Source organism: Kitasatospora sp. NPDC056181 (genome assembly GCF_042266225.1).
GTDB lineage: Bacteria > Actinomycetota > Actinomycetes > Streptomycetales > Streptomycetaceae > Kitasatospora.
On sequence record NZ_JBHJUK010000046.1, the window covers coordinates 1 to 24,777 of the forward strand.

Below are 24,777 nucleotides of genomic sequence, written 5' to 3' on the forward strand. Positions count from 1 at the left end.
GTCCCGGGGCCAGTGCCCCGGGACCCGGCGGTTCTTCAAAGGTGCTTCAGCAGTGCCTCAGCGGCACGGGATCAGTCGTCGCCGCGCAGGATCGCGATCAGCCGCAGCATCTCGATGTAGATCCAGACCAGCGAGAGGGTGAGCCCGAAGGCGGCCCGCCAGGCCTCCTTCTGCGGGGCGCCCTGCGCGATGGCCTCCTCGACCGCGGCGAAGTCCAGCGAGAGGAAGAACGCACCGAGGCCGATGCCGACCAGGCCGACCACGATGCCCAGCGGGCCCGCGCGCAGCCCCATGTCCGCGCCGAACATCGACGCGACCATGTTGACCATCAGCAGCAGCACGAAGCCCATGGCGATCGAGATGCCGATCCGGGTGTAGCGCGGGGTGACCCGGATCCGGCCGCTCTTGTAGCCGATCAGCATCGCCGCGAAGACCGCCGCCGTCCCCAGCACCGCCTGGATCGCGATGCCCTCCCAGATGGTGTCGAAGACGTGTGTCACCGCACCGAGGGCGAAGCCCTCCAGGCCCGCGTAGAGCAGGATCAGCGGCGGGCTGACGCTCCGCTTGAAGGAGATCACCATGCCGATGACGAAGGCCACCAGGCCCGCGCCCACGGCGACGCCGTAGTTCTCGGCCGGCAGCGCGAACCAGGCCAGCGCGCCGGCGGCGACCAGGGTGAGCAGCGTCATCGCGGTGCGCGCGACCACGTCGTCGAGCGTCATCCGCCCCGTCGCCAGCGGACCGGCGGACGGCGCCCGGTACATCTCCACCAGCTGCTCGTCCGTCAGCTGCTGCTGCCCCGGGGCCTGCTGCGCGTACGGGTTGTTGTCGTACGGGTTGTTCCCGTACGGGTTGCTCTGACCGTAGGGGTTACCGCCGGACGGGCTCCCGGCCTGCGTGGTGCCGAAACCCGCGTAGCCGGACTCGCGGGTGAACGACCCCTCCCGCGAGAAGACCGGGTTGCTGCTTCTCATTGCTCATTCCCTCCGTGGCGGTACTGCACCGCCCGAACCACAAGGGTAATGGCTTGGCAAAAAAATGGGGATACGCCGCGAGGAGGATCCGTCGAACGGCAACCGGCGGGGACGCCGGATCGGCGCCCCCGCCGGTGAGAGCGGTGCCCGGAGCCGGACTCGAACCGGCACGGCCTCTCGGCCAAGCAGTTTTAAGCTGCCCGTGTCTGCGTTCCACCATCCGGGCGTCCCGTGGACCGGCCCGGCGGTGACGGGGAGTGCTGTTCCGACTCCGTCCCGGGCCATGCCTGAGCCTAGTCGCCCACAACGCCCTTTCGCATGTTCCCAGCCAGGGAAGTTGTCATGTTTCCTTGCCATCTGACGAATAGTTCGTGATTTGGCCATGCGAGGCGCGCTATCCGGCCACGGAGCCCCAATCAGGGTCGGCGTCATACCGGAGGATGAGGGCTTTACCTGGGCGTACGCCCAGCGGTGGTCAGGCCAACCGTCCGGCGGAGCGACGAATAACCGTGATCACGTGGCTGAGCATTGAGGTACGGCCGGAAGCCCCCGGGGCCCGGCCGTCCAACGACCTCCCGCCGGCCCCGGCACCGTCCGCAGCCCGCGCCCCGCCCGCAGCCCGCGAACCCAAGGAGCACCCCCGTGACCACGTCGACCGCAACCGCCGTCCGCACCGGCCGGGCGGCCGCCCGCGCCACCGGCCTGAACAAGGTCTACGGGGAGGGGGAGACCCGCGTCGTCGCCCTCGACAACGTCAGCGTGACCTTCCCCCAGGGCGAGTTCACCGCCATCATGGGCCCCTCCGGCTCCGGCAAGTCCACCCTCATGCACTGCATGGCCGGCCTGGACACCGTCTCCTCCGGCTCCTCCACCATCGGCGACACCGAACTCGTCGGCCTCAGGGACAAGCAGCTCACCCAGCTGCGCCGCGACCACATCGGCTTCATCTTCCAGGCCTTCAACCTGCTCCCCACCCTGACCGCCCTGGAGAACATCACCCTCCCGATGGACATCGCCGGCCGCAAGGCCGACAAGGCCTGGCTGGACCGCGTGGTCGAGACCGTCGGCCTCTCCGGCCGCCTCTCCCACCGCCCCAGCCAGCTCTCCGGCGGCCAGCAGCAGCGCGTCGCCTGCGCCCGAGCCCTCGCCGGAAAGCCCGACATCATCTTCGCCGACGAACCGACCGGAAACCTCGACTCCCGCTCCGGCGCCGAAATCCTCTCCTTCCTGCGCAACTCCGTACGCGAACTCGGCCAGACCGTCGTCATGGTCACCCACGACCCGGTCGCCGCCGCCTACGCCGACCGCGTCGTCTTCCTCGCCGACGGCCGCATCGTCGACGAGCTCACCGGCCCCACCGCCGACACCGTCCTGGACCGCATGCGCCGCTTCGACGCCAAGGGCCGCACCAGCTGACGCCCCACCGGCAGCCGACCCGACCCTCCACAGCCCCAGGACACCCCATGTATCGCACCGCACTGCGCAACGTGCTGGCCCACAAGGGCCGACTGCTGATGACGGCTCTGGCCGTCATGCTGGGCACCGCCTTCGTGGCCGGCACCATGGTCTTCTCCGACACCTTCGGCAAGGCCATGCGGGACAGCAACTCCAAGAGCTACTCCGACGTGTCGGTCCAGATCGTCGACCGGGCCGCCGGCTCCGGCGCCTCCGCCCGCGAGAAGAGCGAGAAGAGCCCGGCCACCCTGACCGACGCCACCGTCCAGCAGCTCGCCGCCCTCCCCGGCGCCGCCCAGGCCCGCGGCGTGGTCAGCGGCTTCACCGGCGTGGCCGACAAGAGCGGCAACCTGATCGGCCAGGCCTGGTCCGCCAAGGGCGCCAACTTCGCCCCCGGCCCGGACGGCAAGGACACCCGTTACCCGATGGCCGAGGGCCAGGGTCCGAAGAACGCCAAGGAGATCGCGCTCGACCGCAAGACCGCCGAGAAGGGCGGCTACAAGGTCGGCGACACCGTCCGCGTCGGCTCCAACGGCCCGGTCACCGAGGCCAGGCTCACCGGCGTCTTCACCACCGACGACCCGGTGGTGAACACCGGCGGCACGCTCACCCTGTTCGACCGCGCCACCGCCCAGCAGCTGCTGCTGGAGCCCGGCCGCTACAGCGGCATCGTGCTCACCGCCAAGCCCGGCACCACCGAGGACGCGCTGCGCGCCGAGGCGAAGCAGAAGCTCCCGGCCGGTCAGCAGATGGACGTCGAGACCGGTCAGGAGCTCAAGGACGACCAGCAGAAGATGATCTCCCGGGGCACCGAGAACATGCGCACCATGCTCCTCGCCTTCGCCGGGATCTCACTCTTCGTCGGCATCTTCATCATCGCCAACACCTTCACCATGCTGGTCGCCCAGCGCACCAAGGAGCTCGCGCTGCTGCGGGCGATCGGCGCCAGCCGCAAGCAGGTCACCCGGTCGGTGCTGATCGAGGCCCTGGCGATCGGCACCGTCTCCGCGCTGGCCGGTCTGGTCGCCGGTGTCGGGATCGGCGCCGGGCTGCAGTCCCTGGTCCACTCGATGGACGACGGCATGCCGACCGCCTCGCTGGTGATCAAGCCGCTGACCGTGACGGTCACCCTGGTGGTCGGCGTCCTGGTGACGGTCCTCTCCGCCCTGCTGCCCGCCGTGCGCGCCTCCCGGATCGCCCCGGTGGCCGCGATGAGCAGCGGCGACCAGCCGAGCAGCCAGAAGAGCCTGGTCGTCCGCAACAGCATCGGCTCGGTGCTGACGGCCGGCGGCGGCGCGCTGATCGCCTACGGCGCCTCCACCGGCGACAGCGGCGGCCGGATGCCGGTCGCGATCGGCGCCCTGCTGGCCCTGGTCGGCATCTTCATCCTGCTGCCGCTGCTCTCCCGCCCGGTGATCGCCCTGGCCGGCCCGGTGCTCGGCAAGCTGGCCGGCACCCCCGGCAAGCTCGCCCGGCAGAACGCGGTGCGCAACCCGCGCCGCACCGCCTCCACCGCCGCCGCCCTCACCATCGGCCTGACCCTGGTCAGCGGCCTGACGGTGATCGGCGCCTCGGTCGGCAGTGCGGTCGACAAGGCCGTCACCAGCGCGATGAAGGCCGACTACCTGGTCTCCGCCGCCAACAACATGAGCCTGTCCGAGAAGCTCCCCGCCGAGATCGCCAAGGCTCCCGGGGTCGCCGCCTCGTCGCCGCTGACCACCGTCTACTGGGAGCTGAACGGCACCACCAAGGCGATCACCGGCCTGAACGCGGACACCTTCGACAAGCTCGTCTCGGTCAAGCTGACCAGCGGCTCCACCGCCTCGGTCGGCAAGGGCCAGCTGCTGGTGGACGAGGACGTCGCCAAGAAGTTCAACGTGACCACCGGCTCGACCATGAAGGTCACCTACCCGGACGAGACCGAGGGCCAGCTCACCGTCGGCGGCGTCTACGAGAAGGGCGGCATGCTCGGCCCGGTCATGCTGGCCAACAGCGAGATCGTCAAGCACGAGCCGCAGCCCTACCTCAACGACGTCCTGGTCAAGGGCGCCAACGGAGAGACCGGCGCGCTGAAGCAGGCGCTCAAGGACGCCACCGGCGCCAACCCGGTCATCGAGGTCAAGTCCAAGCAGGACGTCCGGCACGACTTCAGCCAGACCATCAGCTTCGCGCTGAACATGATGTACGGCCTGCTGGCGATGTCCGTGATCGTCGCGATCCTCGGTGTCGTCAACACGCTGGCCATGTCGGTCTTCGAGCGCAAGCGCGAGATCGGGATGCTGCGGGCGATCGGCCTGGACCGCGGCGGCATCAAGCGGATGGTCCGCCTGGAGTCCGTGGTGATCTCGGTCTTCGGCGCCGGCATCGGCCTGCTGCTCGGCTGCTTCATGGCCTGGGCGATCAACGGCACCCTGAAGTCCACCATGACGGGCCTGACCACCGTCCTGCCCTACGGCCAGCTGCTGCTCTTCCTCGGCCTGGCCGGCGTGGTCGGCCTGGTGGCCGCGATCTGGCCGGCCCGCCGGGCGTCCAAGCTGGACATCCTGGCGAGCATCAAGACCGACTGACGGACCGGCGGGCGGTCAGGCCGCCCGACCGACTCGCCACCCCCACCGGCCCCGGGCACCCCGCCCGGGGCCGGTGTTGCGTTCCACCGCCCGCGGCCACCGGGACGGCCGCCCCCGGCCCGGGCGGACAGGGCAGGGCGAACGGCGGCCGCGGCCACGGACGCGGCCACGGACGCGAACGCGGCAACGCGAAGGCCCCCGCCGGAGGGTTCGGCAGGGGCCTTCGCGTACTTCTGTACTCCGCCCGGTCGCACGGCCGGCTGAGCACCACGGAGGTCGTGGTCCGGCGACATTGCCGGGCGGAGGGCCTCCGACTCATGCCCCGGTGCTCCCACACCGGGGGCGCAGTCGCTTACTTGCTGGCGAGCTCCTTGTCGGCGGCCGGCTTGGCGGCCTCGACCGGCTTCGGCGCGGGCGCCGCAGCCTCCTGGAACGCCTCGAACGGCTTCTCCATCTGGGCCAGACCCACGGTCTCGCGCTTCAGGAACATCGCCAGCGTCCAGTCGGTGAAGACACGGACCTTGCGGTTCATGGTCGGGACCATGGCGCCGTGGTAGCCACGGTGGAACCACCAGGCGAGGCGGCCCTTGAGCTTGACCTTGCCGAAGAGGATCGCGACACCCTTGTGCAGGCCCAGACCGGCGACCGCACCGAGGTTCTTGTGCTTGTACTCCTTCTGCGGGAAGCCCCGCATGCCGGAGATCACGTTATCGCCGAGGACGACGGCCTGACGGCAGGCGTGCTGCGCGTTCGGCGGGCACCAGGCGCCCTCGCCGGAGGCGAGGTCGGGCACCTGGGCGTTGTCGCCGGCGGACCAGACGTAGTCGAAGCCCTGGACCTGGAGGGTCGCGGCGGTGTCGACGTGGCCGCGCGGGCCGAGCGGAAGGCCGAAGTTGGCCAGCACCGGGTTCGGCTTCACGCCCGCCGTCCACACGATGGTGGAGGCGTCGACCTCGACGCCGTTCTTCAGCACCACGTGCTGGTCGACGCAGGAGTCCATCGAGGTCTCGATGAAGACCTCGATGTTGCGCTCTTCGAGCTTCTCCTTGGTCCACAGACCGAGGTCCGGGCCCACCTCGGGGAGGATGCGGTTGGCCGCCTCCACCATGATGAAGCGCATGTCGTCGCGGCTGACAGTCTTGTAGATCTTGGCGGCGTCGCGCGCCATGTCCTCGATCTCGGCGATCGTCTCGACACCGGCGAAGCCACCGCCGATGACGACGAAGGTCAGCGCCTTGCGGCGGATCGCCTCGTCCGTGGTGGACTCGGCCTTGTCCAGCTGCGCCATGACGTGGTTGCGGAGGCTGATGGCCTCCTCCACGGTCTTCATGCCGATGCCGTGCTCCGCCAGACCCGGGATCGGGAAGGTGCGGGAGACCGAGCCGGTCGCGACGACCAGGTACTCGAAGGGCAGCTCGTACGAGTCGCCGGCCGCGGGCTGGATCGTGGCGACCTTGCGGGCGTGGTCCACGCCGGTGACCGCACCGGTGAGCACCTCCGCCTTCTTCAGGGCGCTGCGCAGCGGGGCGACGAGGTTTCGGGGCGCGACGTTGCCGCCGGCCGCCTCGGGAAGGAAGGGCAGGTACGTCATGTACGACCGCGGGTCGACGACCGTGACGGTCGCTTCGCCGTAACGCATCTTCTTGAGGATGCGCATCGCGGCATACAGGCCGACGTAACCACCGCCGACAATGAGGATGCGAGGACGCTCCGTGGTGCTCATATCCGAAAGTATCCAGCACCGTCCGGAGCAGCATTCGTGAGCCCGCTCACAAGCTCCTGGACACCCTGTGCTACACTTCGCGGCCCTTCTGGCGACCCCGGGGTGTCACCTCACGGCCCCCGGGACCCCTCCGTGAGCACGGGCGTTCGGACGGCCCGGCTGAGCTGCAACGATCCGTGCTGCGCCTGGGTTCCCGTGTGTGATTTCGATTTTCAAACCCGCACGGGGGCCGCGCCTGCGATCCAGCGGTCGCCACGCCGACCGCGCCTTCAGTCCCACATTTCGGACGTTGCGGGCATGCGGACACGACGAATGGACGGATCGTCATGTGAAGAAATTCACGAACTTTCTCGCCCGGCCCCGACTGCGCCCCGGCCCCGGGCCCCTCCAGGGGGCTCCGGGGCCGGACGGGTAAGGACCGCAGCCGATCAGGAGGCCATACTCCAGGCGATCCCGTCCAGGATGTCGTGCTCGCTGACGACCACCTCGGCGGCACCGGTCCGCGTCATGATCTCCAGCAGTTCGAGCGCTCCGGCCGCGATCACGTCCACCCGGCCGGGGTGCATCGACGGGATGGCCGCCCGCTGGTCGTGGGTGGCGGCGAGCAGCTCGTCGGCGATCCGGGCCACCTGCTCACGGCTGATCCGCGAGTGGTGGATCGCCTCGGAGTCGTACGCCGGCAGGTCCTGGGCGATCGCCGAGACCGTGGTGACCGTCCCGGCCAGGCCCACCAGGGTGGCCGCGCCGGTCAGCGGGACGACCTCCTCGGCCTTGTCCAGCTCGGCCCGCACGTGCGCCCGGGCCTCGGCGATCTGCTCCTGCGAGGGCAGCTCGGCACCGCCGAAGTGCCTCTCGGTCAGCCGGACGCAGCCGATGTCCACCGAGCGGGCCGCCTGGACGTCCGCCCCGCCCAGCACGAACTCGGTGGACCCGCCGCCGAGGTCGAAGACCAGGTACGGCGCGGGGAACTGACCGCCGGTGAGCTCCTTGGTGGCGCCGACGAAGGAGAGGTGCGCCTCCTCCTCGCCGCTGACCACCTCGGGCCCGACACCCAGGATGTCGCGCACGCCCTTGGCGTACTCGTCACTGTTCTCGGCGTCCCGGGAGGCGCTGGTGGCGACGAAGCGGATCCGGTCCGGGCCGACCCCGAAGCCGGAGATGACCTCCGCGTACTCGCGGCAGGCCGCGAAGGTGCGGGCCAGCGCGTCCGGGTGCAGCCGGCCGGTCCGGTCCACGCCCTGCCCCAGCCGGTTGATGATCATCCGACGGTCGAGGTCGGTGATCTCCCCGGTCTCCGGGTCGAGGTCGGCGACCAGCAGACGGATCGAGTTGGTGCCGCAGTCGATCGCGGCGACACGGGTCGTGGTCATTCGCCGGCCTCCTCGGTGCCCTCGGCCGCGGCCCGCTTCGCGGCGCGCTCGGCCGTCTTCTGCTCCTTGGCGGCGATCACCGCCGCGTGGTCCTGCTCCTTGGCCCGGTTGCGCGCGACCCGCTCACCGGCGGCCTCGACCTCGGCCGCGGAGACGCACGGGCCCTTGGCCCACCAGTCCTCCAGCATGCCGATCGCCTCGTCGCCGAGCGGGTTGACGCCCTCTCCGGCCGCCAGCGAGTGGCCGACCAGCACGTGCAGGCACTTCACCCGGTCCGGCATCCCGCCGGCGCTCGGGAAGCCCTCCAGCACCTCGATGGCGTCACGGCGGGCGATGTAGTCCTCGTGCGCCTTCTGGTAGGCGGCGGCCAGCTCCGGGTCCTCGGCGAGCCGGGCGGTCTGCTCCTTCATCACGCCGTCCGCCTCCAGGGTGCCGATCAGCGAGGCGGCCTTGGGGCAGGTCAGGTAGTAGAGGGTGGGGAACGGCGTGCCGTCCGCGAGGCGGGGAGCCGTCTCCACGACGTCCGGGTTCCCGCAGGGGCAGCGGTGCGCCACGCCGCGCAGACCGCGCGGGACCCGTCCGAGCTGGGCGGCGATGGCCGCGACGTCGGCGTCGGGAACGGAGGGGTGGTTCTCAGTGGTCATGGGGGGAGCTTGCTCCAGCGGGGGCGGGGGCGGGTGAAGAGGGAGGGGCGAGGGCTGCGGTGTCGGCGGCGTCCACCGAGTCCCAGACGCTGGCGTACCAGGGCTTGGCGGCCTTCGCCTGGGCGGCGGCCGCACCGTCGGACGGGGCGGGCGAGGACGCGGAGGACTTGGTGGCACCCTGGCCGGCCGGGTCCACCGCGATGTACGGGGTCTCCCCCGGCATCGCGTAGTGCAGCCGGGAGCGGGCCTGCGCCTTGACGTACTCCGGGTCCTGCCAGCGCGTCTTCTCCCGGCGCAGCTGCTCGACCTGCTGCCGGGCGTGCTCGGCCTTCGCCCGCTGGGCGGAGATCTCGGAGCGCTGGGAGATGAACTGCCGGGTCGGGTAGGCCAGGATCGCCACCAGTGAGCAGAGCACCAGGACGAGGACGGTCGCCCGGCTCGTGAAGCGAGGCCGGGCCGCCAAGCCCGGAATCCTCCAGCCTGCCATCTCCCGTATCCCCTCCTGGTCGCGACGGTGCCCCGCCGTCCACCCTACGGGGTGAACGGCGGGGCACCGGTCAGGCTTGCGCCGGCGGGCGCGGGTCAGCCCTCGGACGTACGGCGTTCACCGGTCCTCGGGGCGACCGTGCGCGTCACTCCGCAGCGCGGAAGCGCGGGAAGGCGCCGCGGCCGGCGTACTCGGCGGCGTCGTCGAGGATCTCCTCGATGCGCAGCAGCTGGTTGTACTTGGCGACGCGCTCGGAGCGGGCCGGGGCACCGGTCTTGATCTGGCCGCAGTTGGTGGCGACGGCCAGGTCGGCGATGGTGACGTCCTCGGTCTCGCCGGAGCGGTGCGACATCATGCAGCGGTAGCCGTTGCGCTGGGCCAGCTCGACGGCGTCCAGGGTCTCGGTCAGCGAACCGATCTGGTTCACCTTGACCAGCAGGGCGTTGGCGGTGCCGGTCTCGATGCCCTTGGCCAGGCGGGCCGGGTTGGTGACGAACAGGTCGTCGCCGACCAGCTGGACCTTGTCGCCCAGCTTGACGGTCATGGCCTTCCAGCCGTCCCAGTCCGACTCGTCCAGCGGGTCCTCGATGGAGACCAGCGGGTACGAGGCGACCAGGTCGGCGTAGTACTCGATGAGCTCGGCGGAGGTGAGCGCCTTGCCCTCGAACTGGTAGGCGCCGTCCTCGTAGAACTCGGAGGCGGCGACGTCCAGCGCCAGCGCGATGTCGCGGCCGGGCACGTAGCCGGCCTTCTGGATGGCCTCGGTGATGAGGTCCAGGGCCTCGCGGTTGCTGTCCAGGTTCGGCGCGAAGCCGCCCTCGTCGCCGAGGCCGGTGGAGAGGCCGCGCTCCTTCAGGACGCCCTTGAGGGTGTGGTAGACCTCGACGCCCCAGCGGACGGCCTCGGAGAAGGACTCCGCGCCGATCGGGGCGATCATGAACTCCTGGATGTCGACGTTGGAGTCCGCGTGCGAGCCACCGTTGAGGATGTTCATCATCGGGACCGGCAGGACGTGCGCGTTCGGGCCGCCCAGGTAGCGGAACAGCGGCAGGTCGCTGGCCTCGGAGGCGGCGTGCGCGACGGCCAGGGAGACGCCCAGGATGGCGTTGGCGCCGAGCGAGGACTTGTCCGGGGTGGCGTCCAGGTCGAGCATGGCCTGGTCGATCAGGCGCTGCTCGGTGGCGTCGTAGCCGACCAGCTCCGGGCCGATCTGCTCGATGACGGCCAGGACGGCCTTCTCGACGCCCTTGCCGAAGTAGCGGTTCTTGTCACCGTCGCGCAGCTCCAGGGCCTCGAAGGCACCGGTGGAGGCACCCGACGGGACAGCGGCACGACCGGTGCTGCCGTCGTCGAGGCCGACCTCGACCTCGACCGTGGGGTTGCCACGCGAGTCGAGAATCTCACGGGCTACGACGACATCGATGGACGGCACGAGGCATCTCCTAGCGGAAGCAGGTTCGACTGACGGTGGGTGCTGTCGGACGAACGATTGCGGAGTCGTTACGACCAGAGCCTAACCGCACGGGCTCTCGGGGCCACGCTGACCTCGGTCCCGTCTCAGCGTGTGGCCCTGCTACCCCCCGGTAGTTCACCTGGTTGCCCGACGGAAGCCGACCAGATGCGGACGAAGGGGGCCAAATCCGGCCCCCTTCGCCGAGTCACCGTGAGAGAGGGTGCGCTCAGCCGAGGTTGAGCACCTGTCCGGGCATGATCAGGTCCGGGTCGGCGCCGACGGTGCCGCGGTTGCCGTCGTACAGCGCCTGCCAGCCCCCGGAGAGCCCCTGGGTGGCGGCGATGCCGGCCAGCGTGTCGCCGGACTGGACGGTGTAGCCGTGGCCGGCGTGCTGCTGGGCCGCGGGGGCGCTCTGCGCGACCGGGGCGGCCTGCGCGGCGCGGTTGTCCTGACCCGCACCCTGGCCGGCGTACTGCTGGTAGACGCTCTGGTGGCTGGTCCAGTACCAGTCGCCGTTGCTCTGGTACCAGTACACCTTCGCGTCGGCGTCCCAGCCGCCGTGGCCGGAGAAGTCCGGGGTCGTGGCCTGCTGCTGCCCGTACTGCTGGGCCTGCTGCGCGTGCTGCTGGGCGGCGGGCTTCTGGGCCTGCTGCTGGGCCGGCTTCGGCTGGGCGGGCTTCTGGGCCGGCTTCGGCGCGGCGGGCTTGGCGTCCGAGGCGGTGTCGACCGAGGCCGGGGCACCGCCCTTGCTCAGGCCGGCCTTCTGCGAGCAGACCGGCCAGGCACCCGGGCCCTGCGAGGCGAGGACCTTCTCCGCGACCGAGATCTGCTGGCCCTTGCTGGCCTGGTTGGCCTGCGGCGCGTAGGACGTGCCGCCGTACGCCTTCCAGGTGCTGGAGGTGAACTGCAGGCCGCCGTAGAAGCCGTTGCCCGTGTTGATGCTCCAGTTGCCGCCGCTCTCGCACTGGGCGACCGCGTCCCAGGTCGAGACGGGGGCCGCCGAGGCGCCGGTGGCGGTGAGGATCGGCATCGCGAGTCCGACGCCGGCCACACCGGCGACTGCGATGGCCTTCTCGGCCTGGGTGCGACGACGGTGACGGCCAGTTCCAACGAACAGCATGAATGGGTCCCTCTCCGCACGCCTGCGAGGTGAGCTGTCGGGTTCGGACCGGGAGGTGGCCCGGCCGCGTCGCGCGGAAGGCTCTCTGCCCGCGCGGGCGGCTTCACCCCAAGCCGTGGGGGACGGCAACAAACCTGGTTCCCCCGCCCCTGCCCAGGGGTCTGGTCGGTTTCCCGTGGCACGGCGGGCAGGATTCGGCGTTCCGCGCACGAGGTCCGCAGCTGCGAACTTCAGGGAGGGTAGGCAGATCCTCTTACCAATCACAAGCTCATATCGCCGATATCACACAGAAATTACGGTGAGTGGCCGATCGCCTACCAACGAAGGCGGTATGTCCGCTTTGATGACGGTTCAACCCCCCTGTTTCGGCGTGTCGGAGACGTCCCGTCAGTGTGTCGAGGCATCAGTCCGTGATGTCGGAGGCCCCGGCGGAGGGCTCGTCAGCAGGGACGACGGGCTTCTTCTCGGGAGTGAATTCGACCGGAAGTTCACGAAGTCCACGCATGATCAGACCACCTCGCCAGCGCAGGTTGTCCGGGTTCTCGGCCAGCCGCAGATCCGGCAGCCGGGAGAGCAGGGTGGCCAGCGCCGCCCGCCCCTCGAGCCGGGCCAGCGGGGCGCCGATGCAGTAGTGGATGCCGTGCCCGAAGCCCAGGTGCGGGTTGTCCGCCCGGGCCAGGTCGAGGGTGTTCTCGTCGGCGAACCTCGCCGGGTCCCGGTCCGCCGCCGCGAGCACCACCAGCACCGGGTCGCCGACCGGGATCGCCACCCCGCCGATGGTCAGCGGGCTGGTCGCGAACCGCCAGGTGGCCAGCTCCACCGGCCCGTCGTAGCGCAGGAGTTCCTCGATCCCGGTCTCCAGCAGGGCGCTCTCCCCGCGGGCGATCGAATCCTGCAGCAGCGCCCGCTGGTCCGGGTTGCGCAGCAGGGCGTAGGTGCCGTTGCCGATCAGGTTGACGGTCGTCTCGAACCCGGCGAAGAGCAGGATGAAGGCCATCGCCGCGGCCTCGTTCTCGGTCAGGTGCTCGCCGTGGTCGCTGGCCCGGATCAGGCCGGAGATCAGGTCGTCGCCGAGGTCCGCCCGCTTGCGGTGGATCAGCTCCGCCAGGTAGGCGCGGATCCGCTTCACCGCCCGCCCCACACCACCGCGCTGGCCCCCGCCCTGGCCCGGCCTGGTGTGCCGCACCATCATGCCCGCCCAGTCCCGGAAGTCGTCCTGGTCCTCCGCGGGCACGCCGAGCAGGTCGCAGATCGCGTAGATGGGGAGGGGGAAGGCGAACTCGTGGATCAGGTCGGCGCTGCCGCGCTCCGCGAAGCCGTCGATCAGCCGGTCGGTGAGCTGCTGCACCCTCGGCTCGAACTCGGCCACCCGGCGGGGCGTGAACGCCTTCGAGACCAGCCGGCGCAGCCGGGTGTGGTCCGGCGGGTCGATGTTCAGCAGATGCGTCATCAGGTTGGCCTGGCGTTCGCCCGGGATGCCGACCCGGCCCGTGCTGTGGGCCTGCGTGCTGTGGTGGAGCGGGTTCTTGGAGAGCCGGCTGTCGGCGAGGGCCTGCCGGGCGTCCGCGTACCTGGTCACCAGCCAGGCCTCGACCCCGCTCGGCAGGGTGGTGCGGTGCACCGGCTCGTGCTCCCGCAGCCACGCGTAGGCCGGGTACGGGTCGGCGGCGAAGTCCCAGGTGAAGAGCGGCGGGCGGGCGGAATCGGGCTGAACTGGCATGTGTCGACGGTATCCGGTGGGATCCCCGGGGTCCGGGGGGCGGTTCCCGGAGGTGCGGGGCGTTGGCGGGGCGTCGGCGGGACGTCCGTCCGACGGGGCCGGGGGGCGGTTCCTCGGGGTGTCGCGGGGAGTCGGCGGCGTGTCGCGGGGCGTCGGCGGGGCGTCGGCGGGGCGCCTGTTCGAGGGGCCCTGCCGAAGGGTTCCCGGGCGTGGCAGGCGTGAGCCTGGTCACCTGAGGGGTAATCCCTGTTGCGGAGGGTCAGGACAAGCCTACGATCCTCCCGCAAAGCAACACGTGGGCGCCGGTGCGGAGCCGCCCACAGGGAGGAGCGCACCATGCGGGTCACCGGGGCAGTCGTGGTCATCGCCGTACTCGACGGCGGGTCGGGTGCCGATCTCGCACGCCGCTTCACCGCCGCCGGCGCCGTCGGGGTGCTCATCGCCGACCAGCGGGAGGGCATCGCCGAGGACCTCGCCACCGAGCTCGACCGGCCCGGCTGCCCGGTCGTCGGCGTCTGCGGCGACATCCGCCGCCCCAGCGACGTCGCCGCCCTCGTCGACACCGCCGAGAAGCACCTCGGACCGATCGACCTGTTCTGCGTGGCCGGCCCGGACGGCGAGCGCATCGTCTCCCTCGCCGAGCTGCCCGACCACCTGGACCTGGAGCGGCTCGCCGAGCTGCTCGCACTGGTCGGCGAGGCCATCGGCGAGGTCGTGGTGCCGCAGCAGCGCCGTCCGGTGGAGAACGCCGCCGCGGTCGTCTGACCCGTCCTGCCCGGACGCCGTCCCTGGGAGCCGGGAGCCGTCCGCGGGCGGGGACTCATCGGGGCCGTGAACCGTCCGGGGGCCGGGTGGTGCCCGGGGTTCAGTCCTTCGGCTTGAGCCCCTCCGCGGCGCGGACGGCGTCCCGGTACCCGCGCGCGGCCGCCCGCAACGCGGCGTCCACGTCCACACCCGCGTCGTGCGCCCGCTGCGCCACGGCCAGCATCAGCGTGCCCGCCGACTCCGCGGTGAGCTCGGCCGGCAGCTCGTACGGCGCGTCGGGCACTCCCGCCACCCCGGCCCGGCGCACCCGTGACACCAGCTTCGCCGCGTACGCCAGCGACGGCAGCCCGGCCGGCACGCCGTCCAGCACCGACTCACGGTCCGACTTCTCGGCCGCCTTCAGCGTCTCCCAGTTCGCCTCCACCTCGGCGGCGCCCTCGGCCTCGGCGTCCCCGAACACGTGCGGGTGGCGGTACATCAGCTTCTCGACGATGTCCCCCGCCACGTCGTCGATCGAGAACGCGTCGGTGGGGTGCTCCTCGGCGATCCGGGAGTGGAAGAAGACCTGGAGCAGGACGTCGCCCAGCTCCTCCCGGAGCGTCTCGCGGTCCCCCTCCTCGATCGCCTCGACCAGCTCGAAGGCCTCCTCCACCAGGTACTTCACCAGGCTGGCGTGGGTCTGCTCGGCGTCCCAGGGACAGCCGCCCGGCGAGCGCAGGCGGTCCATCACCGAGACCAGGTCCAGCAGGCGCGCACCCGGCAGGTCGTACGAGCCCGGCAGCACCTCGATCTCGGGCACCTCGCCCGCGTGCTCCACCGCGAGGCGCGCCAGCGCGTCGGTCAGCCCCGGGTCACCGTCCGGGCTGCCCAGCCAGACCGTCGGGCCCGCTCCGGCCGGCAGGTCCGTCGGCAGGTCGGTCAGCAGGCGGGCCAGGGCCGGCGCGGAGCCCGGAGGCACGACCTCCACCTCGACACCGGCCTGCCGCACCGCCGCCAGCTGCGGGTTCCCGGCGTCCCCCGCCAGCACCCGCCCCGCCGAACGCAGCGCCTCCCACGCCGGCCACGCCAGCAGGCCGGGGGCCACCCGGTGGGTGGTGGTGAGCAGGATCAACTTGGCGCCCGGAGAATTCGTCACACCCCGAACCTACCCGCCCCTGCCGACGCCCCGCCTCCGCGCTTCCCGGGGCCACACCCGCCCCACGCGCGCCCCGCCGACCCATGCGCCGGAAGTCGGCCCCACCGACTTTCCCGTGCGCGGCCCACCAACCCCGCGCACCAGAAGTCGGCCCCACCGACTTCCCTCCACCTCGCCCCACGCCCGCACCCCGCCCGGCGTGCACCGGAGGTCGGCCCCACCGACTTCCCGTGCGCGGCCCCGGTCGCTCCGGTCAGGGGGCCAGCCAGGGCGGGGCATCGGGGAGGAGGGCGACCTGGTCCGGGTTCCAGGTGCCGTAGCGGGGGTTGACGTGCACGCGGAGGGCGATGGCCGCGGCGGCCAGGGCGAGGCGGACGGTGGCGTCGCCCGCGGGGGTGTCGGCGTCCTGGCCGGCTTCGGCGGCGAGGCGGGTGATGCCCAGCCTGCGGCGGTAGTAGTCGTCGATGCCGCTGCCCGGGACGCCCCGGGCCGCCAGTGCCCGGGCGAGCGCTCCGGCCCCGCCGTACCGCTCCTCGTCCGCCGTGCGGGCCGCCGCCACCTCGGTGTTGCCGATGGCCGGCCCCCGCTCCGCCACCGCACGGGCGACCACCGCGTCGAGCACCAGGTCGGAGACGGCCCGCCGGGCCAGCCCGTCCGGCTCCTCCCGGGCGTCCGCCGAGGCGCCCCCTGCCGTGTGCCGCAGTTCCGCGACCCGCGCCTCGACCGTGCCCACCGCGATCCGCCGGCCGTCCAGCACCACCGCCGTGCCCGGCGTGAGCCCGCCGCCCCCGCACGCCGCCAGCGCCGAGGCGGCGAGCAGGACGCCTGCGACGGCGGTCCGACGGTGCATGGCTGGTCTCCGGAGTGACGGCGGCGCGCGACGGAGGTCCGGTGAGGGGCCCGGCGTTGTCCCGAGGGTAGGGCGGACGGGGCCGGGTCGCGCGGACCGTGACCCGAACGGGTCATCCGCGCGGAACGCAACGACTGTCAACCCTGACGATCGTCCAGGTCTCCCCCTGACTTTCGGGTCGGGCGGCCGCCCGACCGTCGCTCCTACCGTCCTGGTCATGAGGAACACGGGCAGGAGAGAGACGGTCGGGACCACGGGCCGCCGGGTGGCCGTCGCCGTGGCGCTGCTGGCGGCGGGCACCGGCGTGGTCGGGTGGCTGGCGCCGGCGCACGGTGGCACGGGCGCGCCGGTCAGGGTGGTGGACGGACCGTCCGCCACGCTCTACCGGCGGGTGGCGGACGCCGTCGCCGACGCCCCGCACTGGCTGTCCTCGCTGCTGGAGCCCGCGACCGAGGCCGGCCTGCTGGTACTGGGCCTGCTGCTGGCGCTCTGCTGGTGGAGGGCGCGCGGGCGGCAGACCGCCGGGCTGGTCGCAGGAGTCGCGCTCACCGGCCTCGGCACGGTGCTCGCGTACGCGGTGAGCGAGGTGCTGAAGGTGGTGATCGACGAGGAGCGCCCCTGCCGGGCGCTGCCCGGCGCGGCCACCGCACGGTGGGCGGTGGCCGAATGCCCGCCGCCGGGCGACTGGTCGTTCCCGAGCAACCACGCGACGCTGGCCGTCGCCCTGGCGACCGGCCTGGTGCTGCTGCGCCCGCGCCTGGCCATGCTGGTCGTCCCGGTCGGCGGTGCCACCGCCGCACTGCGGGTGGCGGCGGGCGTGCACTACCCGCACGACGTGGTCGCCGGCGCCGCCCTGGGCGGAGCGGTCACGGCCGCGGTGGTCGTGGCCCTGCTGCCGCTCGCCACGGCAGCGGTGACCGCACTGGCCGGCGTGCGCGTCCTGGGGCCCCTGCTGTTGGGGCACCCGCCGCTCATACCCTCCGGCTCAGGTGCGCGGGCCGCCCGCGCACGTTCCGCCGAGGGTCAGGCCGGCCTCGTGCGCGAGGACGGCGGCAGCCGCCCGGTTGGGCACGCCGAGCCGTACCAGGATGGAGCTCACATGGGCCTTCACCGTCCCCTCCACCACCCCGATCCGGCGGGCGATCTGGCCGTTGGAGAGCCCAGCGGCGACCAACGTCAGCACGTCCCGTTCCCGGGCGGTGAGGGCGGCCACCTGTTCCCTGGCGGAGGCGCGCCGGTCGGCCGGCCCGCCGGCACCGGCGGAGGCCAGGTGGGCGACCACCCGCGCGGCCACCTTGGGTGAGAGGTAGGCGGCACCGTCCGCCACCGCCCGGACACCGGCGATCAGCTCCTCCGGCTCGCCTGACTTGATCAGGAAGCCGTTGGCACCGCCGCCGAGGGCCCGCAGGATGTAGTCGTCCTCGCCGAAGGTCGTCAACATCAGGATCCCGGTGGCGGCGCCGGTCCGGCGGATCTCGGCAGCGGCACTGATGCCGTCCGCACCGGGCATCCGGATGTCCAGCACGGCGACGTCCGGCCGGTGGCGGCGGACCAGTTCGACGGCGTCCTGGCCGTCCCCGGTCTCGGCGACGATCTCGATGCCCGGGTCGGTGGCGAGCACCGCGCGGATACCGGCGCGCACCATCGGCTCGTCGTCGGCGATCAGCACACGGATCGGCGCGGCGGTCGCATCCCCCTCCCCGCCGCTCATCCGGCACTCACGCGATCAGGGCGTCCAAGGAGATCAGCACGTCGCCCTGGAAGCAGAGCCGGTACGCGTCTCCGGAGCGGTCGTCGTTGAACGGCTTGGCCGTGATGGCGTAGTACTCGCACGTCACACCTTCTCCCCGGGGTGGCGGGTTCCCTGCGGACGGATGGTACGGAAACTGACGCTCCGGCAGAAATCGCTGCACCGTCGCACGGTCCTGGCCGACCCGCAGCAACGCGTAGTCCGCCGGGTCCAGCACGGCGCGGCCGGCGGTGTAGACCGCCCATCCTCGCAGGACGGTGGTCAGCACCAGCACGGTGGCCAGCGGCACCAGGACGACCGCCACCATCATCCGGCCCACCCGGCGGCGGGCGTGGTGCAGTTCGCGGGCCGGCGAGACGGTGACGGGCACGGCGGCGGCGACGGGGGCACCGGAACGCGGAAGGTACGCGGAGACCTCGAAACCGCCACCGCCGGCGCGGGGCCCGTGGCTGAAGGTTCCACCCGCCAGCCTGACCCGCTCGGCCAGGCCGATCAGGCCCCGGCCGCCACCACCCGCGCCGGCCGCCGGACCCACCGCTGACGGGCCCCCTGTTGACGGGCTCCCTGTTGACAGGTCCACCGGCGACGGGCCGTTGACCACCTGGACGCGGGCGCCGTCCGATGTGTGGGCCACCCGTACGGTGACCGCCGCCCGCGGGGCGTGCTTGGCCGCGTTGGTCAGTGCCTCCTGGACCACCCGGAAGGCGGCGTGCTCGGCTGCGCGCGGCAGACCGTCCGCCTCGCCGGTGACGGTCAGCCCGACGTCCAGGCCGGCCGCGGCCGCCTCCTCGACCAACTGGGCGACGCCCGCGTCGGCCGGGCCCCGGGCGGACGACCCGTCCGCGTCGTCCCGCAGGATCCCGATCACCTCCGCCAGCCGCTCCACGGCCGCCCCCGCGCCGGCCCGGATCTCCTGGGCCGCCTCCCGGTGCGGCCCGGCCAGGTCGGGAGCCAGCTTCAGGGCGCCGGCCCGCAGGGCGATCAGGCTCAGGTCATGGCCGAGCGCATCGTGCATGTCCTGCGCGATCCGGGCCCGCTCGCGCAACCGGGCCTGCTCGGCCACCAGTTGCTGCTCCCGTTCCAGCCGCTCGGCCAGCTCCCACCCGGCCCGCACCAGCTCCTGCGACTGCCGCCAGAACCGGCCCACCATCCAGGGCCCCATGCCGGCACAGATCACCAGGGACAGGACCGACGTCCCCGGCACCATCCACCCCGGCACCATCAGCGCCGCCGGCACCCCGACGGCCACCAGGACGACCAGGAGCACCACCGCCGGCCGCGCCCGCTCCATCCGCCACCCGGCCAGGAACGCCGCACCGACCGCCGGCACGGCCCACCAGATGCTCGCCACACTCAGCCCGATCGCCGCCGAAGCCCCCACCAGCAGCCCGCCGTCGACCCGTCCGCCCCACCGCTGTCCGTTCGTCCGCACGGTGACGACCCTACGGAGGCCCAGTGCTGCACCGGATCTGCCGAAAGTCATACCCCGGCACAGGAACACCAGCAGGGACGGGCACGGCGAACCCGGGCGCCGGCGGCGAAGCGGGCGGAGTGGCCGGGGTGAGGACGCTACGCCCGGTACGGGACGTCAGGCCGACCCGGTTTCCTGCTCCTCGGGGCCCGGGGTGATCAGGACGGGCGCGGGGCCACCCGGGTGCCGCGCGGGCGGCGTGGTGTCAGCGCCAGGGGGTGGTGCGGGGGTCGGGGTTGTTGGTGGTGCGGTGGGCCTGCAGGGTGTCGAGGGTCTGGCGGAGGCGGCGGACGGCCGGGTGGTGCGGGCCGTCACGGCGTTCGCGGTCGAAGAGGAGTTGGAGCAGCCACTGCCAGGCCGCCTCGGCGTCGCCGCCCGCGGTGAGCAGGGTTCCGATCCGTTCGCGGATGTCGAAGACCCGGTCCGGCTCGGGGCCCGGGTCGGCGGCGAGCAGCGCGCGGTATTCGACGAGCGCCTCTGCGCCCCGGCCGAGCCGCTCCAGGCACTCGGCGGCCCGGTACCGGTGCTCCAGCCCCTGCGGGCCGTCCGGGCCGCCGTCCGCGGTGGCGGCGAGCGACCGGTACTCGGGGAGCGCGTGCTGGTAGCGCTGCTCCTGGTGGAGGGTGCGGGCGTAGATGGTCCGGATGGTGCGGACGAGCGGTGCGCCGTCCCCGAGTTCGGCCTCGGCGCGGGGCAGCAGCGTGGCGGCGAGGTCGAGCACCTCGGCGCGGCGGCCGGCGTCGACCAGGTCCGAGAGCCGGGCACAGGCGGCCGCCAGGTCCGACTCGCGCGCGGGCACCGCGGACATCAGGAACGGGTGCGGTTCCCCCCGCGGGGCCGGCGGCACGGCGACCGGCGGTACAGCGTTCGGCGGCACGGCGACCGGCGGTACAGCCGTCGACGGCACGACGGCCGACGGCACGGCGGCCGGCGCCGTTGCCGAGTCCCCCGGCCGGGGCTGCGGCTGGTGGGGGTGACGGTACGGGCGGGTGGGGTCGGGCAACGGCCCGTACCGGGGTTGCGGGGCCGGGACGGCCGTGGGGAGCAGCGGGAGCAGCCGCGCGTACACCTGCTGGGCGTGGGCCGGGCGGTCGGCGGGCTGCTTGGCGAGGAGGTCGAGGACCAGCCGTTCGAGCGGTTCCGGGACGTCGGGCCGGATCTCGCGCAGCGGTACCGGCGGTTCGTCGACGTGGCGGCGCAGCACGCCGAGCGCGGTGGGTGCGCGGAACGGCTCCTCGCCGGTGAGCATCGCGTGCAGGAGGCACCCGAGCGCGTACAGGTCGCTGCGCGGGTCGATGACCGCGGCGAGCGCCTGCTCGGGGGCCATGTACGAAGGACTCCCGATGGGGACGCCGGTGAGGGTGAGGCGGGTGGCCTCGGTGTCGAGCGCGGTGGCGATGCCGAGGTCGAGCAGGACGGTCCGGCCGTCGTCGCGGACCATCACGTTGCTGGGCTTGAGGTCGCGATGGACCACCGGCACGGCGTGGACGGCGGCCAGCGCCGCACAGAGCTGGGCGGCGACGGCGACCGCGCGCTCGACCGGGAACGGCGAGTCCTCGGCGATCAGGTCGGCCAGGCTGACGCCCGGAACGCGCTGCATCACGAGGTAGAGCTCGCCGTCGTCCTCGCCCGCGTCGAAGACGGTGACCAGGCCGGGGTGGTCGAGGGCCGCGGTGATCCGGCACTCGCGCAGGAAGCGGCGGTGGAGCTCGTCGCCGTGGCGCAGGCGATCGGTGGCGCCCCCGGCGTCCCCGGAAACCCCGGAGGCCCCGCCACCACCGGTGCGACCGCCGCCGTTGGCGGACGGGCCGGCGCCGAGGAGGTGGTCGGTGCGGAGCAGCTTGACGGCGACCGGGCGGTCCAGCCGCTCGTCGTAGCCGCCCCAGACCTGGCCCATACCGCCGTGGCCGATCTTCTCGGCCAGTCGGTACCGGCCGCCGATCACCCGGTCCGCGGTCACGGCCGGCCGCCCTCGCGGGCCTGACGGCGCAGCAGCTCACCCAGCTCGCGCAGCTCGTCACCCGTCGCGGGAGCAGGTCCGGCAGCGGGAGCGGGCCCGGCAGCGGGGGGCGCGTACCCGGGGGCGGGGGCGGGGGCGGGCGCCGGGGTCGCGTACCCGGCCGCCGGACCCTGCCCGTACGGTCCGTACGGCGCAGCGGGCATGGCCGGCGCCGCGGGCATGGTCGGTGCGGCGGGCATGGTCGGTGCGGCGTGCGGCGCGGCGGGCGGCGCGTAGTAGGCCGCGGGGGCGGGAGGCTTCGGTCGGCCCGCGTTCCACACCACCTGGAGGTCCATCACCAGGAAGTGCAGCGGCGCGCCGAACCACATCAGCACCATCGCCACCATGCCGATGGTGTCCGCGGTGGGCGCCTTGGTGCCGCCGGCGACGCCCGCGCAGACCAGGTACGTGAGGAACAGTGCGACGAAGACCACCGCACCGGCGATGTCGTACGCCCGCCGCCGGCGGATCGCCAGCAACAGTGAGGGGATCGCGCCGAGCAGACCGATGGTCACCAGCGGGACCAGGGCCCACAGCACACGCCCGAGCACGCCGAACGGGCCGGCGGCCATCGCGGGGCGCAACGCCGGGACGGGCTGGGTCGGCGGGACGGGGTAGGCCGGAGCGGGGTACGGCTGGGCGGAGTAGGGCTGGGCGGGGTACGGCTGGGCGCCGTACGGGGGCCCGCCCGGTATGCCCCCGGCGGGCGCGCCGCCCGGGAACGCGCCGCCGGACGGCGGTCCGAACTGCCCGGGGTACTGCCCTGACATGTGCGCTCCTGAGCGGGTGAGGACGGCGGTCGCCCGCGGTACGGACGAACCCCGGACACCGTACCGCCAGCCACCGCCCCGCCGAAGGGCCTCCCGCACCTCGGATCCCGGCGCAACCGCGCCCGGGCCTGCCCGGACCGGTGCCCGGTGCCGGTCTTCACCGGCTCGGGCCGCACTCCGGCCGACGGGAGGTCAGGAGCCCGTCGGTGGCTGGAGCGTGCCGGTCGCCAGCGCGTCGGTGAGGGCCTGGGTCAGGGTGCGGGCGAGCGCGGCGGCCTGCTGGAGGGTGGTGTCGAAGGTGGCGAGGCCGGCGAAGGCGGCACCGAGGGCGCGCTGCTCGGCGAGCGGGAGCCGCGGGAGTTCGACGCGGCGGATGTCGAGGCGGGCGGTGGTGGAGGCGTGGCTGGCGGCGCGGCGGGTGGAGGCCGTGGACCGCAACTGGCCGGCCAGGAAGTCGGGGTCGAGCGCGGCCGGGTCGGGGCGCAGCAGGTGGAGCTGGCGGCCGAGCGCGGCGCCCGTGAGCGGGCTGCCGGGTGGCACGACCCGGGCCACCCCACCGCCGAGCGCGGGGACGAGGACGTCGCCGGGCCGGATGCGGACGTCCCCGGCCGCGCCCGTCGCACCGGTCGTACCTGTCGTGCCGGTCGTACCTGTCGGGCGCGCCGTGTCGAGGACCGCGCTGGGCGGGTTGCCCGTGATGAGGTCCTGATCCGTCAGCACGGGGGTGCCGGCGGGGCCGGCGCCCGCCGGGCGGGCCGGTGCGCCGGAACCGGAGGAGTACACCTCCAACACCCCGCCGCGGACCAGCTCCCCCACGGAGACCACGGAGAGCCCGGAGAGCGCGGGAGCCGCCGCGCCCGCCGCACCCGCCCCGGCCGCACCCGCCCCGGCAGCGCCCGGCTCCGGCAGCAGTGCGGCCGGGTCCGCGAGCCCGCCCAGCAGCTCGCGCAGCCGGCCGGTCAGGTGGGCGAGTTCGGCAGCACCGCCGACCGGTGAGGCGGGCGGGACGTGCCGGGCGGGCGAGAGGTCGGTCTCGTCGTCGAGCAGGTCGATCGCGGCCATCGTCCGGTGGACGCCCGGCCGGTCCTCCGGCAGCGGCAGGCCTTCGCGGGCCGCGAGGTCGAAGGCGCGCCACGCGTCCAGGACCGTCCGGCGCAGCTCGGCCCAGCGGACCCTGTCGCGTCCGCCCTCCCCCGTCTCCGCGGCGGCCGGCGAGGCGGCGAGCGAGGCGGACGACGCGTCGAGCATCAGCACCTGCCGGAAGTCGTCGCCCGGCCGGGGCGCACGCAGCACCCAGAGGTGGAGCGGCACCCCGTACGGCGGGGCGGCGCCGGCCGGCAGGGCGACGACGGCGCGCAGGGCGCCCGAGCGCAGCAGCTCGGCGCGGACCCGGCGGCCGGCCCGGCGGCCGGCGACGGTCGGCGGCAGCAGCAGGGCGGCGAGGCCGCCGGGGCGGGTGTGGGCGAGACAGTGCAGCACCCAGGCGAGTTCGGACTCGCCGCGCGGCGGGACGAGGCCGCCCGGCCAGCGGGTGTCGAACTGCAACTCGTCGTGGCCCCAGTCCCGTTCGTTGTAGGGCGGCTGGCAGAGCACCGCCTCGAAGGTGTCGCCCGGGTAGCCGTCGGCACGCAGCGCGTCGCCGGCCCGGATCTCGGCCGGGAGCGGCCCGGGTTCGGCCGCGGGCGCGTGCAGGGCGAGCCGCAGGGCGGCGAGCGCGCCGGTGACCTGGTCGGCGTCCTGGCCGTAGCGGCCGGTGGTGGACGGCAGGGCGAGCAGCAGGGCGCCGAGGCCGGAGGCCGGGTCGAGCACGGTGGCGGGAACGCCGGCGACGGCGGCGAGCAGCTCGGCGGCCTCGGGCGGGGTGGGGCTGAGCTGGCGGCTGTTGGCCTCGGCGTACCGGGTGAGCAGTTGCTCGTACGCCCCGGGGGCACCGGCGGCGGAGGCGAGTTCGGCGAGCAGGCGGGCCAGGTCCAGCTGGGTGGAGCCGAGCAGGCCGGGGAGACGGAGGGCGGCGGCGCCGTCGCCCAGGGTCCGGCCGGCGACGTCGGCGAGCGCGCGCGGCAGGGCGGTGGCGAGCCGGGTGTCGGGTTCCGCGGCGAGGGCGGGCCAGCGTCCGGGCTCGCGGTGCAGCAGCAGGAGGACGGCCCCGGCCTGGAGGAGCGGCGCGGCGGGGTGGCCGGCGGGGTCGCGGAGGGTCTCCAGCAACTGCCAGACGCGTTCCAGCAGCGGCAGTTCGGCGATCTTGCCCTGGCCGCGGAGCCAGTCCGCCACCTCGTCGAGCGCGAAGGTCGGGCTGCTGTCGGTGCCGCCGACCGGGCGGGGGAAGTCGGCGTGGCGGCGGCGCCAGTTGCTGACGGCGGCCCGTCCGACCCCGGCCAGCCGGGCGATCTCGACGGCGGTCACCTCGGGACGGTCCGGCATGGGGGCTCCTTCGGCGGCACGCGGGCTGGGGTGTGACCACACAGCATAGCCAGCACACCCCATCCCGAAGTTCACACGTGAACAGAGGCGTTTTGCGAATAGC

Annotated in this window: 17 protein-coding genes, 1 tRNA gene, 2 pseudogenes and 1 riboswitch; of the genes and pseudogenes, 4 read left to right on the plus strand and 16 right to left on the minus strand. The window is 73.4% G+C overall.

Annotated features, from left to right (window positions below; genetic code table 11):
• Nucleotides 1–71: 71 nt before the first annotated feature.
• Nucleotides 72–974, minus strand: coding sequence for a Bax inhibitor-1/YccA family protein (locus ACFC1F_RS19015; RefSeq protein ID WP_376159675.1), 903 nt, complete (start codon nucleotides 972–974; stop codon nucleotides 72–74).
• A gap of 144 nt (nucleotides 975–1,118) precedes the next feature.
• Nucleotides 1,119–1,200, minus strand: a tRNA-Leu gene (locus ACFC1F_RS19020).
• 416 nt (nucleotides 1,201–1,616) lie between these two features.
• Here ACFC1F_RS19020 and ACFC1F_RS19025 point away from each other — a divergent pair.
• Both ACFC1F_RS19025 and ACFC1F_RS19030 read left to right on the plus strand, forming a co-directional pair.
• Nucleotides 1,617–2,390, plus strand: coding sequence for an ABC transporter ATP-binding protein (locus tag ACFC1F_RS19025; protein ID WP_209416881.1), 774 nt, complete (start codon nucleotides 1,617–1,619; stop codon nucleotides 2,388–2,390).
• A 47-nt stretch (nucleotides 2,391–2,437) separates the two neighbouring features.
• Nucleotides 2,438–4,996 (plus strand): ABC transporter permease, encoded by a 2,559-nt coding sequence (locus tag ACFC1F_RS19030; RefSeq protein ID WP_209416882.1) that lies wholly within the window; start codon nucleotides 2,438–2,440, stop codon nucleotides 4,994–4,996.
• A 352-nt stretch (nucleotides 4,997–5,348) separates the two neighbouring features.
• Here the strand turns inward: ACFC1F_RS19030 and ACFC1F_RS19035 are convergent, their stop codons facing one another.
• The 7 genes and pseudogenes from ACFC1F_RS19035 to ACFC1F_RS19065 all read right to left on the minus strand — a co-directional run bounded on the left by ACFC1F_RS19035 (nucleotide 5,349) and on the right by ACFC1F_RS19065 (nucleotide 13,513).
• Entirely contained in the window at nucleotides 5,349–6,719 is a 1,371-nt protein-coding gene (locus ACFC1F_RS19035; protein WP_209416883.1) for an NAD(P)/FAD-dependent oxidoreductase, read from the minus strand.
• 428 nt (nucleotides 6,720–7,147) lie between these two features.
• On the minus strand, nucleotides 7,148–8,089 hold the full coding sequence (locus ACFC1F_RS19040) for an exopolyphosphatase (RefSeq protein WP_376159678.1): 942 nt from the start codon (nucleotides 8,087–8,089) through the stop codon (nucleotides 7,148–7,150).
• Nucleotides 8,090–8,211: 122 nt separating this feature from the next.
• Nucleotides 8,212–8,733: pseudogene (locus tag ACFC1F_RS19045) on the minus strand (DUF501 domain-containing protein); the annotation flags it as partial.
• Nucleotides 8,723–9,196 carry a septum formation initiator family protein gene (locus ACFC1F_RS19050; RefSeq protein ID WP_376159680.1) on the minus strand — a complete coding sequence of 158 codons (474 nt, stop codon included), beginning with the start codon at nucleotides 9,194–9,196 and terminating at the stop codon, nucleotides 8,723–8,725. The gene ACFC1F_RS19050 and the pseudogene ACFC1F_RS19045, both read right to left, overlap by 11 nt.
• Before the next feature lie 169 nt (nucleotides 9,197–9,365).
• Complete coding sequence (eno, locus tag ACFC1F_RS19055) at nucleotides 9,366–10,652, minus strand: phosphopyruvate hydratase (protein ID WP_209416887.1); 1,287 nt, start codon at nucleotides 10,650–10,652, stop codon at nucleotides 9,366–9,368.
• A gap of 247 nt (nucleotides 10,653–10,899) precedes the next feature.
• A complete protein-coding gene (locus tag ACFC1F_RS19060) occupies nucleotides 10,900–11,793 on the minus strand; it encodes a transglycosylase family protein (RefSeq protein ID WP_376159682.1) in 894 nt (297 codons plus the stop codon).
• Nucleotides 11,794–11,798: 5 nt separating this feature from the next.
• Nucleotides 11,799–11,970: riboswitch (cyclic di-AMP (ydaO/yuaA leader) on the minus strand.
• 226 nt (nucleotides 11,971–12,196) lie between these two features.
• Complete coding sequence (locus tag ACFC1F_RS19065) at nucleotides 12,197–13,513, minus strand: cytochrome P450 (RefSeq protein WP_376159684.1); 1,317 nt, start codon at nucleotides 13,511–13,513, stop codon at nucleotides 12,197–12,199.
• A gap of 336 nt (nucleotides 13,514–13,849) precedes the next feature.
• Here ACFC1F_RS19065 and ACFC1F_RS19070 point away from each other — a divergent pair, with 336 nt between their 5' ends.
• Nucleotides 13,850–14,278, plus strand: a complete 429-nt coding sequence (locus ACFC1F_RS19070) for an SDR family NAD(P)-dependent oxidoreductase (protein WP_376159686.1) — start codon at nucleotides 13,850–13,852, stop codon at nucleotides 14,276–14,278.
• Nucleotides 14,279–14,378: 100 nt separating this feature from the next.
• Here ACFC1F_RS19070 and ACFC1F_RS19075 read toward each other — a convergent pair whose 3' ends face one another.
• Entirely contained in the window at nucleotides 14,379–15,413 is a 1,035-nt protein-coding gene (locus tag ACFC1F_RS19075) for a MazG family protein (protein WP_376159688.1), read from the minus strand.
• Nucleotides 15,414–15,666: 253 nt separating this feature from the next.
• Nucleotides 15,667–16,263 (minus strand): hypothetical protein, encoded by a 597-nt coding sequence (locus tag ACFC1F_RS19080; protein ID WP_376159690.1) that lies wholly within the window; start codon nucleotides 16,261–16,263, stop codon nucleotides 15,667–15,669.
• 217 nt (nucleotides 16,264–16,480) lie between these two features.
• Here ACFC1F_RS19080 and ACFC1F_RS19085 point away from each other — a divergent pair.
• Nucleotides 16,481–17,089 (plus strand): annotated as a pseudogene (locus ACFC1F_RS19085) (phosphatase PAP2 family protein); the annotation flags it as partial.
• Between the two features lie 159 nt (nucleotides 17,090–17,248).
• Here ACFC1F_RS19085 and ACFC1F_RS19090 read toward each other — a convergent pair.
• The 5 genes from ACFC1F_RS19090 to ACFC1F_RS19110 form a co-directional block, all read right to left on the minus strand.
• Entirely contained in the window at nucleotides 17,249–17,974 is a 726-nt protein-coding gene (locus tag ACFC1F_RS19090; RefSeq protein WP_376159692.1) for a response regulator, read from the minus strand.
• A 7-nt stretch (nucleotides 17,975–17,981) separates the two neighbouring features.
• Nucleotides 17,982–19,445 (minus strand): sensor histidine kinase, encoded by a 1,464-nt coding sequence (locus tag ACFC1F_RS19095; RefSeq protein ID WP_376159694.1) that lies wholly within the window; start codon nucleotides 19,443–19,445, stop codon nucleotides 17,982–17,984.
• Between the two features lie 244 nt (nucleotides 19,446–19,689).
• The gene (locus ACFC1F_RS19100) at nucleotides 19,690–21,444 is read right to left on the minus strand and encodes a protein kinase (protein WP_376159695.1); all 1,755 of its coding nucleotides are present in this window, start codon (nucleotides 21,442–21,444) and stop codon (nucleotides 19,690–19,692) included.
• Complete coding sequence (locus tag ACFC1F_RS19105) at nucleotides 21,441–22,253, minus strand: hypothetical protein (RefSeq protein ID WP_376159697.1); 813 nt, start codon at nucleotides 22,251–22,253, stop codon at nucleotides 21,441–21,443. The genes ACFC1F_RS19100 and ACFC1F_RS19105 overlap by 4 nt, the downstream gene beginning before the upstream one ends.
• 192 nt (nucleotides 22,254–22,445) lie before the next feature.
• Nucleotides 22,446–24,674: an N-6 DNA methylase gene (locus ACFC1F_RS19110; RefSeq protein WP_376159699.1), complete on the minus strand. Its 2,229-nt coding sequence runs from the start codon at nucleotides 24,672–24,674 to the stop codon at nucleotides 22,446–22,448.
• Nucleotides 24,675–24,777: the final 103 nt, after the last annotated feature.

Bases quoted from the DNA above. Each gene is read 5' to 3' on its own strand.
- ACFC1F_RS19110 (WP_376159699.1), bottom strand. From the start codon at position 24,674: ATGCCGGACCGTCCCGAGGTGACCGCCGTCGAGATCGCCCGGCTGGCC.
- ACFC1F_RS19070 (WP_376159686.1), top strand. From the start codon at position 13,850: ATGCGGGTCACCGGGGCAGTCGTGGTCATCGCCGTACTCGACGGCGGG.
- ACFC1F_RS19035 (WP_209416883.1), bottom strand. From the start codon at position 6,719: ATGAGCACCACGGAGCGTCCTCGCATCCTCATTGTCGGCGGTGGTTAC.
- ACFC1F_RS19080 (WP_376159690.1), bottom strand. From the start codon at position 16,263: ATGCACCGTCGGACCGCCGTCGCAGGCGTCCTGCTCGCCGCCTCGGCG.
- ACFC1F_RS19030 (WP_209416882.1), top strand. From the start codon at position 2,438: ATGTATCGCACCGCACTGCGCAACGTGCTGGCCCACAAGGGCCGACTG.
- ACFC1F_RS19065 (WP_376159684.1), bottom strand. From the start codon at position 13,513: ATGCCAGTTCAGCCCGATTCCGCCCGCCCGCCGCTCTTCACCTGGGAC.
- ACFC1F_RS19105 (WP_376159697.1), bottom strand. From the start codon at position 22,253: ATGTCAGGGCAGTACCCCGGGCAGTTCGGACCGCCGTCCGGCGGCGCG.
- ACFC1F_RS19015 (WP_376159675.1), bottom strand. From the start codon at position 974: ATGAGAAGCAGCAACCCGGTCTTCTCGCGGGAGGGGTCGTTCACCCGC.
- ACFC1F_RS19060 (WP_376159682.1), bottom strand. From the start codon at position 11,793: ATGCTGTTCGTTGGAACTGGCCGTCACCGTCGTCGCACCCAGGCCGAG.
- ACFC1F_RS19040 (WP_376159678.1), bottom strand. From the start codon at position 8,089: ATGACCACGACCCGTGTCGCCGCGATCGACTGCGGCACCAACTCGATC.
- ACFC1F_RS19090 (WP_376159692.1), bottom strand. From the start codon at position 17,974: ATGAGCGGCGGGGAGGGGGATGCGACCGCCGCGCCGATCCGTGTGCTG.